Source organism: Tenacibaculum maritimum NCIMB 2154 (genome assembly GCF_900119795.1).
Lineage (GTDB): Bacteria > Bacteroidota > Bacteroidia > Flavobacteriales > Flavobacteriaceae > Polaribacter > Polaribacter maritimus.
This window is the reverse complement of sequence record NZ_LT634361.1, coordinates 3,012,522-3,027,922: the sequence shown is the minus strand read 5'-3', so window position 1 is coordinate 3,027,922 and position 15,401 is coordinate 3,012,522. Positions and strand designations below refer to the sequence as shown.

General features: G+C 31.7%; 13 protein-coding genes. 6 read left to right on the top strand and 7 right to left on the bottom strand.

Annotated elements, in window-relative coordinates:
• Window positions 1-188: 188 nt before the first annotated feature.
• Window positions 189-1,208 (top strand): alpha/beta fold hydrolase, encoded by a 1,020-nt coding sequence (locus MARIT_RS13545; RefSeq protein ID WP_157926292.1) that lies wholly within the window; start codon window positions 189-191, stop codon window positions 1,206-1,208.
• 57 nt (window positions 1,209-1,265) lie between these two features.
• Here the strand turns inward: MARIT_RS13545 and MARIT_RS13540 are convergent, their stop codons facing one another.
• The 3 genes from MARIT_RS13540 to metG form a co-directional block, all read right to left on the bottom strand.
• Window positions 1,266-2,090 (bottom strand): DUF2071 domain-containing protein, encoded by an 825-nt coding sequence (locus tag MARIT_RS13540; protein WP_100211785.1) that lies wholly within the window; start codon window positions 2,088-2,090, stop codon window positions 1,266-1,268.
• 144 nt (window positions 2,091-2,234) lie between these two features.
• On the bottom strand, window positions 2,235-4,361 hold the full coding sequence (locus tag MARIT_RS13535) for a Tex family protein (RefSeq protein WP_100211784.1): 2,127 nt from the start codon (window positions 4,359-4,361) through the stop codon (window positions 2,235-2,237).
• A gap of 185 nt (window positions 4,362-4,546) precedes the next feature.
• Window positions 4,547-6,601, bottom strand: a complete 2,055-nt coding sequence (gene metG, locus MARIT_RS13530; protein ID WP_024740957.1) for a methionine--tRNA ligase — start codon at window positions 6,599-6,601, stop codon at window positions 4,547-4,549.
• A gap of 147 nt (window positions 6,602-6,748) precedes the next feature.
• Here metG and MARIT_RS13525 point away from each other — a divergent pair, with 147 nt between their 5' ends.
• Complete coding sequence (locus tag MARIT_RS13525; protein ID WP_231975156.1) at window positions 6,749-7,741, top strand: S66 peptidase family protein; 993 nt, start codon at window positions 6,749-6,751, stop codon at window positions 7,739-7,741.
• A 167-nt stretch (window positions 7,742-7,908) separates the two neighbouring features.
• Complete coding sequence (locus MARIT_RS13520) at window positions 7,909-8,268, top strand: YraN family protein (RefSeq protein WP_024740955.1); 360 nt, start codon at window positions 7,909-7,911, stop codon at window positions 8,266-8,268.
• A 141-nt stretch (window positions 8,269-8,409) separates the two neighbouring features.
• Here the strand turns inward: MARIT_RS13520 and MARIT_RS13515 are convergent, their stop codons facing one another.
• Window positions 8,410-9,846: a TlpA family protein disulfide reductase gene (locus MARIT_RS13515; RefSeq protein ID WP_024740954.1), complete on the bottom strand. Its 1,437-nt coding sequence runs from the start codon at window positions 9,844-9,846 to the stop codon at window positions 8,410-8,412.
• Window positions 9,847-10,255: 409 nt separating this feature from the next.
• Window positions 10,256-10,612 carry a hypothetical protein gene (locus MARIT_RS13510; protein ID WP_024740953.1) on the bottom strand — a complete coding sequence of 119 codons (357 nt, stop codon included), beginning with the start codon at window positions 10,610-10,612 and terminating at the stop codon, window positions 10,256-10,258.
• 68 nt (window positions 10,613-10,680) lie between these two features.
• Here MARIT_RS13510 and MARIT_RS13505 point away from each other — a divergent pair, with 68 nt between their 5' ends.
• Genes MARIT_RS13505 through MARIT_RS13495 form a run of 3 tightly spaced genes read left to right on the top strand, consistent with a single transcriptional unit; the run spans window position 10,681 to window position 12,785 of the window.
• Window positions 10,681-11,187 (top strand): CvpA family protein, encoded by a 507-nt coding sequence (locus MARIT_RS13505; protein ID WP_024740952.1) that lies wholly within the window; start codon window positions 10,681-10,683, stop codon window positions 11,185-11,187.
• Window positions 11,188-11,208: 21 nt separating this feature from the next.
• On the top strand, window positions 11,209-11,808 hold the full coding sequence (locus MARIT_RS13500) for a hypothetical protein (protein WP_100211783.1): 600 nt from the start codon (window positions 11,209-11,211) through the stop codon (window positions 11,806-11,808).
• Window positions 11,790-12,785, top strand: coding sequence for a hypothetical protein (locus tag MARIT_RS13495; RefSeq protein WP_100211782.1), 996 nt, complete (start codon window positions 11,790-11,792; stop codon window positions 12,783-12,785). The genes MARIT_RS13500 and MARIT_RS13495 overlap by 19 nt, the downstream gene beginning before the upstream one ends.
• A gap of 88 nt (window positions 12,786-12,873) precedes the next feature.
• Here MARIT_RS13495 and MARIT_RS13490 read toward each other — a convergent pair whose 3' ends face one another.
• Entirely contained in the window at window positions 12,874-13,503 is a 630-nt protein-coding gene (locus MARIT_RS13490; protein ID WP_024740949.1) for a carbonic anhydrase family protein, read from the bottom strand.
• A gap of 11 nt (window positions 13,504-13,514) precedes the next feature.
• Window positions 13,515-15,377, bottom strand: coding sequence for a SulP family inorganic anion transporter (locus MARIT_RS13485; protein WP_174683271.1), 1,863 nt, complete (start codon window positions 15,375-15,377; stop codon window positions 13,515-13,517).
• Window positions 15,378-15,401 lie beyond the last annotated feature (24 nt).

Below are 15,401 nucleotides of genomic sequence, written 5' to 3'. Positions count from 1 at the left end.
TATATCCTAAAGAAAAATATAGAGAAGAACTTTTTTAGGTAAAAACAGGCTGGTTTAAAGGAGGATTACTTCAAATAAAACGAAAGTATTTTGATGTGTTTTATTGTAAAAAAGTTATTTTTGAAAATATTTTTTTCATAATGAAAACATTGGTAATAATTTAAAATTGCATTGGGTTGATGAAGGCTATGATGAAATTAATCATAAAAATATGTAAGTGGATTGGACTGTTTTTGGCGGGAGTTGCTACTTTATTGTTAGTAGCTGGAATATGCTACCGACTGTTAAATTCAAAACCAATTCCGCCAGGTAAGCTTGTTGATGTTAATGGAACTAAACTTCATATAAGAGCAGAGGGAGAAAGAAATAATTTACCAACGCTTGTACTAGAAGCAGGTGCAGGGGGTTCTACTGATATGTTTCATTGGATTGCAGAAGGGTTGAAGGCACAAATGAGAGTGGTGCGTTATGATAGAGAAGGAAAAGGGTTTAGTGAATCAAGCGGCGAGCGTATTACACCAGAGTTTTATGCGCGCCAGCTACATGAGTTACTTGAAAGAAATGGAGAGAAACCCCCTTATATTTTAGTAGGACATTCCATGGGAGGACCATACCATAGAATATTTAGAGAGCTATTCCCAACTGAAGTAATAGGAATGGTTTTCTTAGATGCTAGTCATCCTGAGCAATGGAAACGATTGGCGCAAAAAGAATTGATTCCTAAGGAATACATAAACTCAATAAGATTGAATTCAATACTTGCTGATGTAGGAATTGTTGGAATTTATAATAAAATGTTTAATTCGAAATTTAGAAATGACGGTTTGCCTAAAGATTGCCATATCCGTTCTAGGGCTATAAATTCTTACTCAGGAAGAGGATACGCTAGATATTTAAAAGAAAACGATATCAATGATAAGATTCTTTTTAGATCGGGGCAAGCTAGTGACTTAGATTCATTACCTGTTTTGGTTTTTACGGCTACAGAGCAGTACAGTACATTTCAAAAGGAAAAATATAGAAGAGAAGGTATTGATCCAGAAGCACAAGTTAAATTGTGGTTGCAAATGCAAAAAGAACTTAAAGAATTATCCACTAGAGGAAAACAGTTTATTATGGATGCTAGCCATGGAACTATCATTACAGAAAAAGCAAATGCTGATATAATTAATAAAGAGATCCTTTTAATGGCCACTTCCATTAAGTAAAACATAAAGCTTATGTTAATTAATTTTATAAGAATGATTTATGGAGTAAAATGGTTTTCAATTAGGTGTTTTTAGCAAAGACCTTTTTAATGTTTTAGGAGGGAGTAGTATGTCAAACTCAATAAAAGGAGTTGTTAAAATAGAATGAGGGCTATTCATTTCTTGTTTTGTTAGGAAGCCTAATTTTTCGAACAATTCAAAATATAAGTTTTCTGAACAAGCTTCCTTTAAGTCCATTTTTGGGTGCCAAATTTCATAAGTACCTAATTTTGTGTCAGATATATTGTAGTAGCCAATAACAGGATGAGTTAAAATATGAATTTGTTCATCAATGGTATTAAAACCCTCTAATAAAGGAGAGTTGTTTCCTGTGTTTTTAATAGCAATAGTTCCGTTACCCATTTTTGAGGTAAAGTACATTTGATATTTTGTGTATAGCCCATTTTTCCTATCAAATTCAAAATTATAAGTAGCATACTGCCAAGGCATATTCCATATTCTTTTAGGAATAATAGAGCTCATAGAGCCCAATGTGGTTCCAAAAAACCAAGCAGCATGATTATGAGTGCGCTTGTCAATAATATAAGTTCTAAAATTAGTCTGAAAAAAACTAAAAGTAAGCCGTTTTGATATCTTGTAAAAACAAAAATCTTGATCCATAAATGGAACTGCACTCACCAAAGCATACTCCTCACCATTGTCAATATATGTCCAAAGTTTAAAAGGTTCTGGAATAAAATGCGCTATTTTCTTTACAGGAACTTTATAAGAAATAATACAAAAATGTTCAAGCATTGTATGCACATCCAGAAAACTCCTTCCTGCTCTATTTTTAATTCGGTTAGTAGTACACTCTTTAAAACTTAATGTGTTTAAACTCATATCAAAGCAATTTTATATAACGATACTATTGGCTAAAAATATATGACCGTGCCATTTATAAAAAGGAAGTCAAAACTAAAAGCGCAATAACACAACTAAAATAAAGCTTAATAGCAATATTATCCAAAAAAAATAGTATGAATTTTAATTAAAATTCATACTTAATTGAATGCGTTTTCTTGAAACATCTACCTCTAAAACTTGTACTATAACTTGTTGATGTAAACGAACATGTTCATTAATATCTTTTACAAAAGTATTGGATAAATTAGAAACATGCACCAAACCACTTTCTTTAATACCAATATCAACAAAGCACCCGAAATTGGTAATATTATTTACAATTCCAGGTAACAGTTGCCCTTCATGCAAATCGTTGATTGTTTTTATAGCTTGATTAAAAGTAAATACCTTTGCTTTTTCTCTAGGATCCAAACCTGGTTTTTCTAATTCTTTTACGATATCTTTTAAGGTAGGTAACCCAAAAGTATCTGTAACATAATTTTGCAGGTTTATTTGTTGTATGAGAGCAGCATTGTTAATTAAATCAGAAACATTTTTATGAAGGTCTTTCGCTATTTTTTTAACAAGATTATAGCGTTCTGGATGAACAGCCGAATCGTCTAAAGGATTGTCGCCATTTTTAATACGTAAAAAACCAGCAGCTTGTTCAAAAGCTTTTCCCCCTAAACGAGCTACATTTTTTATAGCAGTTCTATTAAGAAAAGCACCATGTTCGTTTCTATAAGCAACAATATTTTCCGCCAATTTAGGTCCAATTCCAGAAACATAACTAAGTAAAGAAGGGCTAGCAGTATTGATGTTAACACCAACTTTGTTTACACAGTGAGCAACAGTAGTATCGAGTGATTTTTTTAATTTAGATTGATCTACATCATGTTGGTATTGTCCTACTCCAATAGATTTAGGGTCAATCTTTACAAGTTCAGCGAGAGGGTCAGCCAAACGACGGCCAATAGAAATAGCTCCACGAACGGTTACATCATAATTAGGAAACTCCTCTCTCGCTATTTTTGATGCAGAATATATAGAGGCTCCAGCTTCACTTACAATAAAAACTTCAATCTTATTTTTAAAAGTGATACGTTTTATAAATTGTGCTGTTTCTCTAGAAGCAGTTCCGTTTCCTATGGCAATAGCTTCAATGTGATACGCATCGGTTAAAGAACTAATTTTCTTTATAGCTTCAGTAGTTTTGTTCTGTGGAGCATGTGGAAATATGGTTTCATTATGCATTAAATCACCTTGTTCGTTTAAACAAACTATTTTACAGCCAGTTCTAAAACCAGGATCAATTGCTAAAATTCGTTTTTCACCTAAAGGAGCACCTAAGAGTAATTGTTGTAAGTTTTTAGCAAATACTTTAGTAGCCGATGCGTCGGCTTTTTCTTTTGCAATGGCTAAAGCTTCATTAGATAAAGAAGGAAAAAGCAATCGTTTATAGGCATCAGCTATAGCCAAGGTAATTTGGTCAGCGCATGCATTATGAGAACGAATGATCTTACTTTCCATTCTTTGCAAGACTCTTTCATTATCTAATTCAATTTTAATACGAATAAACCCTTCTTTTTCGGCTCTGAGTATGGCTAATAACCTATGAGAAGGAATGTTGTTTAGACTTTCAGACCAATCAAAATAATCTTTAAATTTCTGCGCTTTTTCTTCAGCTATTTTTGTTTTGACAACTTTGGTGTTAATTGATGAAAAACGCTCTAGTTGATGGCGTATATAGTTGCGAATATCAGTACGTTCGTTGATCCACTCTGCAATAATAAAACGAGCACCTTCCAAGGCTTTCTCTTTAGAATCAATACCATTATGAAGGTATTTAGAAGCGGTATGCTCCAAATCATTCATACGTTGACTCATTATCATTTTAGCCAAAGGTTCCAGTCCGTTTTTACGAGCCGTTTCAGCCTTGGTTTTACGTTTCTTTTTATAAGGAAGGTACACATCTTCCAAAACAGTAAGATCTTCTACTTTTTCTATTTTGTCTTTTAAATCTTTGGTTAAAAGGTTTTGCTCTTCAATAGCTTTTAAAACAGCAAGCTTTCTTTTTTCAAGCGCTTCAAATTGTTCTTTTAGTTGCACAATTTGACCAATTTCAATTTCATCTAAATTTCCTGTTTTTTCTTTTCTATAGCGAGCTATAAAAGGAATTGTGCAGTCTTCATTAAGTAGTTCAATAGTATGTTTAATTGATTTTTCTGCAATTGATGTTTGAGAAATGATATAAGGTATGAGTTGCATAGGATATTTTTGAAATGAAAAACCTCACTTTTACATGAGGTTTCAAATATAATAATAGACTTTAAGTATGTTTAGCTTTTAGTTGTTGAATTTTAATGAGATCAAAAGAAATTATGACAACAAACCTAAAAAGCCTCACATTTCATTTTGTGAGGCTTTTGTATTGTATAAAAGAAATTCTTTATTTAAGCGATTGCTTCTCCATTTTTTACAGGCTGTGCAGGCTCTACAAATGCTAATTTTCCATCAGGCGTATCTGTCATTAAAATCATTCCTTGACTTTCAATTCCTCTTAATTTACGAGGAGCTAAATTACAAAGTACAGTTACTTGTTGCCCTATGATATCTTCTGGTTTAAACGTTTCAGCAATACCAGAAACAATTGTACGTACATCAATACCAACATCAACTTTTAGTTGTAAAAGTTTTTTAGTTTTAGGTACTTTAGTAGCCTCTAAGATTGTACCAACTCTCATGTCTAATTTTGTGAAATCTTCAAAATCAATAGTTTCTTTTTGAGGTTCTATAACTTTGTTTTCAGCTTCATTTGCTTGTTTGGTAGCTTGTAGTTTTTCTAATTGCGCTGTGATTTCTTGATCTTCAATTTTAGCAAACAGTAATGCAGCTTTATTTATTGGATGTGCAGCTGGTAGTAAAACTTCTTTTGAAGCAATTTCTCCCCAGCTCAAATCGGCGTCAATATGTAAGATAGCTTTTAATTTACGAGCAGTAAAAGGTAAGAAAGGTTCACATAGTACAGATAACCCTGCGGCTATTTGTAAAGCAACATACATGATGGTTTGTACACGCTCTTCATTTTGCTTAATCACTTTCCAAGGCTCCTCATCTGCTAAGTATTTGTTTCCTAAACGGGCTAAATTCATTAATTCTTGAGAGGCTTCTCTAAAACGATAACGTTCTATTGATTTACCAATGATATTGGGATACTCCTTAAGTGCAGCTAGCGTATCTTCATCAACTTCAGAAAACTCATTAGGCTGGGGCACTATACCTGAATAATATTTATTAGTTAAGACTACAACTCTATTGATAAAGTTTCCGAAAATAGCAACCAATTCATTGTTGTTTTTTGCTTGAAAATCATTCCAAGTAAAATCGTTATCCTTTGTTTCGGGAGCATTGGCTGTTAATGTATAACGGAGTACATCTTGTTGGTTAGGAAAATCTTGCAAGTACTCATGTAACCAAACAGCCCAATTTTTAGAAGTAGATAGTTTATTTCCTTCCAAGTTTAAAAATTCATTAGCAGGTACATTTTCAGGTAAAATATAATTTCCATGAGCTTTTAGCATTGCAGGAAAAATAATACAGTGGAAAACAATATTATCTTTTCCAATAAAGTGTATCAATTTAGTGTTTTTATCTTTCCAATATGGTTCCCAGTTTTTTCCTGTTTTTTCAGCCCATTCCTTGGTAGCAGAAATATATCCGATAGGAGCATCAAACCAAACGTATAAAACTTTTCCGTCTGCACCTGCAACAGGAACAGGAATCCCCCAGTTCAAATCACGTGTAACAGCTCTTGGTCTTAAACCATCATCAATCCAAGATTTTACTTGTCCTAACACATTGGGTTTCCAGTCATTTTTATGACCTTCTAGAATCCATTCTTTTAAAAAAGCTTCGTGTTTGTCTAAGGGAAGAAACCAATGTTTTGTTTCTTTTAAAGTAGGAACATTTCCTGTGATAGCCGATTTAGGATTGATCAAATCAGTTGCGTTATGGCTAGTACCACATTTTTCGCATTGATCTCCGTAACTCTCTTCATTACCACATTTCGGACAGGTACCTATTACAAAGCGATCGGCTAAATATTGATTGGCTTCTTCATCATATAACTGTGCCGTTACTTCTTCTACAAATTCACCGTCGTTATATAATTTGGTGAAAAAATCAGCAGCAGTATCATGATGAATTTTAGCAGAGGTACGTGAGTAATTATCAAAAGTAATTCCGAAATCAACAAATGAATTTTTAATAATTTCGTTGTATTTATCTACAATTTCTTGAGGGGTAACTCCCTCCTTCTTAGCTTTGATAGTAATTGGTACTCCGTGCTCATCAGAACCACAAACAAAAACAACATCTTCACCTTTTAAACGTAAATAGCGTGCATAAATATCAGCAGGAACATATACACCTGCCAAATGGCCAATATGTACGGGGCCGTTAGTGTAGGGTAATGCTGCAGTAATCGTATATCTTTTAGGAGTACTCATTAATTTCTTTTTAATTATTAGTTTTGGACTAATTTTTGACTTGCAAAAATACTAAAAAGCAAATAAAGGACGTTTTTTTAAACAAGCCAAAAGTATATTTATTTTAATCTATATTTTTAGTACTTTACTAAAATAAAAAACAGTATTTTGAATACAAATAAAAACATACTAGTACTTATTTTATTTATGATAGCTTCATCATTACTCGGACAGTCTATTTCTTTAAAAAAAATAAAGCCGCCTTATTTACAAAAAGGAGATACTATTATCATTCTTGCGCCGGCAGGAATTTTGAAAAATAGGGCATTGGTTATTGATAAAGCAAAGATACTAGCTGAAAAATGGGGCTTAAAAGTTTTGTATGGAAAGCATATGTTTGAGCAAGGAAATCATTTTGCAGGTACAGATGAGCAACGGTGTGAAGACTTTCAAAAAGCATTGGACGATCCAACAATAAAAGCAATATGGAGTGCAAGAGGAGGGTATGGCTCAGTACGTATTTTAGACAGGTTAGATTTTACTATTTTTAAGAAACAACCTAAATGGATCATAGGATATTCAGACCTTACAGCCTTTCATAACCATATAAATAATGTAGGGGTAGAAACATTACACGCTATGATGGGAGTTAGCTTGGAGGATAAAGCTGCGATGATTACTGAAACAATAGCTACTTTTAAAAAGGCATTATTTGGAGAGCAATTAAAATATGAGGTGGGAGCTTCTAGATACAATAGAAAAGGAAAAGTATCAGGAGAGTTAGTAGGAGGAAATATAGCTGTTTTGGCTTCTATGTTAGGTTCAGAAAGTCAATTAGATACCGATGGGAAAATTTTATTTATAGAAGAAATAGGGGAATATAAGTATAGTATTGATAGAATGTTGCAGAGTTTGCGAAGAGCAGGGTATTTTAGAAAATTAAAAGGAGTAATTGTTGGTGGTATGACTAAAATAAAAAAAAATACGACCCCTTGGGGAAGTAGTATAGAACAATTAATTTTAGATATCATTCCTGAAAATATACCTGTAATGTTCAATTTTCCAGCAGGTCATGATTCTGATAATAGGGCATTGATTTTAGGGAGAAAGGTTGTGTTAGAAGTTGAAGAAAATAAAGCATTGTTACTCTTTGAAGAGTAATAATTCTTTGAGGTGCATGTAAAAGGATTCTTTTAATAAGAAAAAGAAAATAAAGGGAATGCTTTATTTCTATAATTTGTAAGAAAAAAACTACTATTTTCTTTTAGGGTAATTTCAAATCGCAATAAGCATAAGGGGTTTTTTAATTGCATTAATTTTTAGAAGTAATGGCAGATCATAATAAATTAGGGAAAGAAGGAGAAGGTTTAGCAGTAGCATACTTATTAGAAAAAGGATATAAAATTCTTGAAAAGAATTATCGGTTTCAAAAGTCTGAGATCGATATTATAGCAAGAAAAGGAGCTACTTTAATAGCTGTAGAGGTGAAAACCAGAACAACAACTTACTTTGGAGCCCCTCAAGAATTCGTAAACGCTAAAAAAATAGCATTGCTAGTAATAGCTATGGATGCTTATGTGGTTCAGCAAGATTTAGAGGTTGATGTTCGGTTTGATATTGTTGCAATTACTAAACATCAAGGAGGTTTTAAGATAGCGCATTTGAAAGATGCCTTTTTATTTTTCTAATAAACAAAGACTTTTCTTTTTAGAAAAAAACTCATTTAAACCGTAAAGTTCAAATGAGTTTTATTGTTGTAATTTAAATGCTAGTGATATTTCTCAATCAAGGTTATTCACCGTAGAAAAACCACTAAGAATTACATTGAATTATTTTTTTTGTTTTTTGTTTGCCTTTTTCTTTGTGTTCAGTTTATTGAAATATTTCTCAACATCTTCAATCGTATTTGGCATTGCAATTATCTTTTTATTAGCATCAAGTACAAAATAAGCAGGAGTAGCTATTAATTGGTAAGTGCGTACAATTCTATTGTCCCATTTGTTTTCTGGATGCGTTCCCATTGCATTGTGCCAACCATGTAATTTTTTGATATATTCATTCCAATCCAAATCATCATTTTCAATACCGAAAGCAACTACAGAAGTTTTTTTGTGGTTTTTCATGAACTTGTATAAAACAGGAATTTCTTTTAAGCAGTGAGAACACCCCGTACTCCAGAATATAAGCAAATAATTTTCGCCATCATTAAGGGTAGAAAGTTTATAATCTTTTTCATAAGTTCTTCCATATCTTGTGCCATATTCTTTCCAAGAAAAGTCAGGAGCAACTCTTCCTACTGTAGCTCTTAATAAGTCTAATTTACTCTGTTTGAATTTTGAATCTTGAAGCTCCTTAGGTAGTTTTTTATAATATTCAGCAAAAACCCAATCCACAATTTCTGAGTTTCTTTTATCTGTAAAAGTAGTAATTAAGTATTCGGTAACTTCTTTCCTTAAATTATCTTTAGAAACTTTATCCATTACTGTGATAATAGCTTCTTTATACAATTTTTGTTGTAATACTTGGTCATCTGAAAAGTTAAAACCAAAAATATAATCTGTCACTCTATCTATTAAAAATGAAGAGTTGTAAAGTTCGTTACTTTTAAAATCGATATTATTAAAAAAGTTTTTTCCTATTGAGTTTAAATAATCTTGAATATCTTCAGTAGGATTAGAAGTGTTATAACGCTTAGAGGCTTTGATAAAATGACTAACCAACATTCCTTCCGATTTATTTTCATAGATATCTTGAACATCCTCTAAATCTTTATAGGCCTTTTTATAAGCTTTTTTGGCATCTTTAGTAGGGCTTTTTATGTAGTTAGCTTGAATTTCATCTACCTTTTTTTGACTTAGTCCAATAGCTTCTAAATACTGGCTGTATAATTTGTTTTCTCTAGAGCTGGTAAATACCACAGATTGATCAGGATAAAGAGGATTGAAAATGAACTCTACATTTTCTTTATTGAATAAGAAATCAACAAATCCAGCTCCTTTATTTCTATAACTTACTCGATATGCTCCAGTTTTTGCATCCTCAGGTAGCGTAAAGAGAAATTTGCCTAAGATTTCTGTTTCCCCATTGATATTAACTGTGTCAACTTTTACAGTAGTGTTTGTAATGAATTTTTGTTTAGCCCCCTCTAATTTATATAAAATTGCCCAATCTCCTTTTCCTGGGGGAGTCATGGTTCCTTTTACAATGTATTGTGCATTAACCATTGATGTTGTGAACACTAATAAAGAAAGTAATTTTTTCAACATAATATTTTAAATAAGTTTTTATTTTATTGTTTTTATTACCCAAAAACGAATCGTTTTCCTGTCTATTCCAAGAAACATACCAAAATTAATGTTTCTTATTTAATTTAAGTACATTGTAGCAAATTTTATTAATAATGAATTTTAAAAATAAGATAAATTTGAGAACGATGGATTCCCCTGATACGAATGAATGACTCGTAATAAGGCTTTCTAAGGAGGGTATCATATAGATTTTTTTCTAAATAATTAGAAAATTATCCGCTAATCAATAGTTAAAGAAATATATACTCTGAATAATTATATGTATTTAATAAAGAGTTTTTTAGCGTGGTAATAGGAGAGAGGTTAGCTAGATGTTTACAGCAGTTAAAATGAATGATAATTAAAAATGTTATACAGGGTAAACACTTTAATCAAAGAAAGAAATAGACTCAAAATAATTTATAATGGCTTCTTTGATTAATACTGATTGCTCTCCTGGTTTTAAACTAGGGAGTTCATTTAATATTTTATAATGAGGCCAACCATCATTATCAAAAAAATCAAACTCGTAATATCCATAAGGTTCTAGTAGCTTGCAAATAGCAATATGCATCAAATTAACTTTTTCGTCTTTTTTAAATTTTCGATGCCCTTGCCCCAATTCTTGTACGCCAACTAAATAAATAATTCCGTCAACATTTAGCTCATCACCATCTGCAAATTGCTTAGAAAGCTGATTTACTATAAGGGTCCATTTTTCTCTTAGTTCAGTATTTTTAGTCATATGAAGTCTCTTTCGAAGCAACAAAGATACGAATGAGTTGTGTATATTTGGTTTCTAAAATTAAAAGAATGAATACATTTGATATTATAATAGCAGCATTATTGCTATTTGGTTTTATCCGTGGTTTGATGAAAGGATTGTTTGTAGAGGTAGCTTCTTTAGTAGCTCTAGTTGCCGGGGTGTATGGAGCGATTCATTTTTCTTATTTTATAGGAGATTGGTTAAAAAATAGTGTAAGCTGGAATGAAAAATATATTTCCTTGGCAGCTTTTGCAGCTACTTTTGTGATTATTATTTTAGTAATAGCTTTGCTAGGTAAAATTTTTACAAAATTAGCAGATTTTGCATCATTAGGGATTTTAAATAAGATTTTAGGAGGGGTTTTTGGTGCATTGAAAATAGGATTGATATTAAGCGTGGTTTTTATTTTTTTTGGAAAAATGAATGATGCAATTCCATTTGTTGCAGAAGAAAATTTGGAAGAATCTATCCTTTATAAACCAGTAAAAAAAATAGCGCCTATTATTTTTCCTTCTATTATAAAAAGTGAGGAAGAGGTAGAAAAAAATAAATAATAATATAAAAAAATAAAGCTATTGAAAGATGCATTTAAATTCAATCCGTTTTCGGGTGTTTTTGAAGAAGATTTAGACGATGTTTTAGTTCCGATATTTAATTTTGAAAAATTACTTCTCAAAATTAAAACGAAGGAGTCTCTAGCTATTGAGTTTAGTGGTAAAAAGGGGAGAGGAAAGACCACTCATTTAATAGCACTTCAACAAAAAGTACCTGAATTTCCTATTTTCTTATTGGAAAATAAGGTGTCGGTAAATAGTGTCTTAGAAGATGATTCGGAGGTTGTTTTTATAGATGGTATTGCGCATTTGAGTTTTAGCGAAAGGCATAAATTATTTAAGGAAAAGAAAGTAGTTATTTATACAACTCATTTTAGTAAAAAAATAGAATGTATGCTTGCTAAGAAAAAATTACACACAATTTATTTTAAGGGAATTTCAATAGAAATTCTTGAAAATATAGTAAAAAATAGACTAAAAGTAGCAGAAAGAGAAAAAGGGAGCTATGAAAGAGTATTTACCCAAAGAGAAATAAGCCTCTTAATAAAAAAATTTGGAGATGATTATAGAGGTATTATAAATCATTTATATGAAAAATTTCAATGGAAAAGTCAACATTAGTATTAAATATACATTTAGAAGAACGTAAAAATAATTGTATAAAAGGGCATATAACTATAGCCACCACTACGACTATAAAAATAGCCCAAGTTGTAGGAACTGTATATATGGAACTGAGAGGTAGAATGGGGGGATTTAAAGAAGAAATGTTTTTTTTTAATATTGATGAAAATGTGGTAGCCTTAAAAAATACGTTGCATACAATTCCTTTTTGGTTTGAAGTTCCGAAGAATAGTATTGAATCTTATAAGGGAAAAAACTTTGAGGTGCTATATAGTTTTGAGGCTGATTTGAGAATTGCTAGTAATGAGGTAGAAAAGTTAGAGAGAAGTTTTTTTTCTAGGTTGAAATCTACTATGAACTCAATGCATTCTGTGAAAAAATCAGCGTATTTTTTAAAAGAGAATATAAATAAAAGATATAAAGTTGTTAGCCAAACAAGTTTTTTAACCTTAGAAGGAAATAGTGTAACGGGAATTTCTTCTTTTTTTTTAGTAGGTTTTATTTATTTAATTCTCTTTAAGATATTTAATTTTGAGCTTCAGTTTTTTCATATATTCATATGCGTTATTTTTTTAATTTTTATAGTAGCTATTATAACTTTTTATAAAGGTAAGTTAATAGGAAAGGTTAGTGTTAAGCTAGTGGAGGCTGAAAAAGGCTTTATTTGTAAAGTTTATAAAAAAGACTTTAAGCTGAAAAACCCAAAAATATATTATAAAATTACAGAGAGTGTTATAGATACCAGAGGCTCTTCTAGAAGTCATTATACAGAGGAACTATATAAGTCTCCGATTACCAAGTTATCAAAAAATAATGAAGAGGAAGTTTATTTTGAGTATCCCAATGCTAAAAACTTAACGCCTTTTTCAAAAGGAGATGTATCTATTTATTGGGAGGTTTTTTTAGAAGGAGAATTTTCAGGTTTAACAGAGTCTTATAAAACAGTAATTGATGTAAGGTCGTTTACTAATTAGTGCATTCTTTTTTGAATTATAATGGATATAAAAGATAAAAACCGAAGTTATACAAACTCGGTTTTTATCTTTTACAAATATTAAGTATCTATAACATAGTTACCTGTCCTGTTTTTAAAGAGTAAACTCCGCCAACAATAGCAATTTCACCATTGTCTTCCATTTCTTGTAAGATTTTACTTTTTTCGCGAATCCGATCTATGGTTAATTTTACATTGTTTTCAACAGTTTTAGCAACAAAATCGCTGTTAGAAGAATTGTTTTCTCCAGCTACCTGCTCTGAAGCTAATTTTACAGCAGGAGTAATATTATTTAACATAGAAGTAATATTGCCTAGTTCTACGCCATCGCAAGCAGCTTTAACAGCACCGCAGCTTTCATGTCCTAAAACAAGTACTAATTTACTTCCAGCAACAGCGCAAGAATATTCCATACTACCTAAAATATCTACATTTTCAAAATTTCCTGCCACACGTGCTACAAAAACATCGCCAATAGTTTGGTCAAACACCATTTCTACAGGCACACGTGAGTCAATACATGATAATATTACTGCTTTAGGAAATTGTCCTCCCGTAGTTTGCGTTACTAAATCATTCACATTAGAAGCCGTTAGGTTATTACTCGTATAACGAGTATTTCCTGCTAATAAGTCTTGCAATACAGCATTAGGAGTTAATGCTGTTTGTATATCTTTTGTAATAGCTGTGTTTCTCATTTTGTATAATTTTAAAGATTTTCTTTTACGTTTTGTTGTACCCAAGTTAGGCACTCATTAAAGGTATTAAAAATAAACTTTTCTTCTATTAAATCAGGAATAATATCAATACGTTCCATCATATAGCGAGGTTGTTGCTGTACATCTACTAATAATACATTTTTGTTTTCCTTTTTTAAATCAACAAGAGTATCCTCTAAGGCATATAACCCTGATTGATCTATGTACTGCATTCTATCCATACGGATGATGATGGTTGAAGCAGTATTAGGAATTTGTTTTATAATTTGTTGGAAATCGCTAGTTGATCCAAAAAATAGAGGTCCCTTAATATGTTTAATAAAAACTTCCTCTACAAGATTTTTAGGAAAATTGATTTCATCAGGCCATGCTTCTTCATTTAGAGGCTTTACATTTGAGTTTGTAGCAGTTAAATCTCCTATTTTTTTCATAAACATTAAAGAAGCAATAACCAATCCAATACCAACGGCATATACTAAATTCCAAAAAGTAGAAAGAAATAAAACAACAAGCATGATTAATACTTCAGAGCTTAACTTAATAGGACCTAATTTTATATCGCGAGGCAAACTAGGTATTGCACGTAGCCCTTTATAATCCATTACTCCAATACCAACAGTAATTAAAATTCCAGCCAAAACAGCAGCGGGTATTTTAGAAGCGATAGGTCCTAAGCCTAATAGAATAACCAATAACATGATACCTGCAATCATACCTGAAAGTTTTGTTTTTCCCCCAGAATTGATATTTACAACAGTACGAATTGTAGCTCCCGCTCCAGGAATTCCTCCAAATAAAGCAGCAATACTATTCCCAATTCCTTGACCAATTAACTCTTGATTAGGTTTGTGTTTTGTTTTTGTCATATTATCTGCCACAACAGATGTTAATAAAGAGTCAATAGCTCCTAATAAAGCCAATGTTAAAGCAGTAAAAATATAGGGAGTAAGTCCGCTAATGCTGAAGTTTGCAAAAATACCCATATTAGGTATTGGCAATCCTCCAGGAATTTCTTCAATAGGTCGGTAATTTAAGCCAAAGCCCAGTGCTATTCCAGTCATCACTACCAATGCCACTAAAGTACTAGGGATAGCAGTTGTAATTCGTTTAAAACCATAAATGATGATGATAGTACCTAAGGCTAAAAGAAGTTCTAAAAGATTGATGTTTTTTAAAGCTCTAGGCAATACTTTTATAGCTCCTAAAACTCCAGAAGCTTCTTTTCCAGCCAATGTTTTAGATTCTTTTAAAATATCGGCATCAGTAATTTTTTCAGCTCTATTAATTGTTTCTTTAAAGTTTTCTAAAACTAAAATACCTTCTCCAGCTTCTTCTTTTAAAATATTCTCAAGAATTACCTCTTCTGCCTGTGGCTTAAAATTAGCAACAAAATCCGTATCCTCTTTTGGGTAATAACCTAAAGAAGGTAATACTTGAGTGATTAAGATGATCACACCAATAGCAGTCATAAATCCAGAAACAACAGGGTATGGAATATAGCGAATGTATTTACCAAGTCCAATAACTCCAAGTCCAATTTGGAAGAATCCAGCAAGTAAAAAAACAGTTAAAATAGCAGGTAATGCTTTAGATACATCTCCATCATTAGTAGCTATGATAGATGCGATAACAACCATACTTACTGCGGTCATAGGAGCAGTGGGGCCCGATATTTGAGTGCTTGTTCCTCCAAACAAAGCAGCAAAAAAGCTAATAAAAATAGCTCCATATAGTCCTGCACTAGGTCCTAGTCCAGAAGAAACACCAAAAGCAAGTGCTAGCGGCAAAGCTACTATTCCGGCGGTAATACCACCGAATAAATCTCCTTTAAGATTACTAAATAAATTTTTCATATAGATGTGTTTAATTGGGTCTCA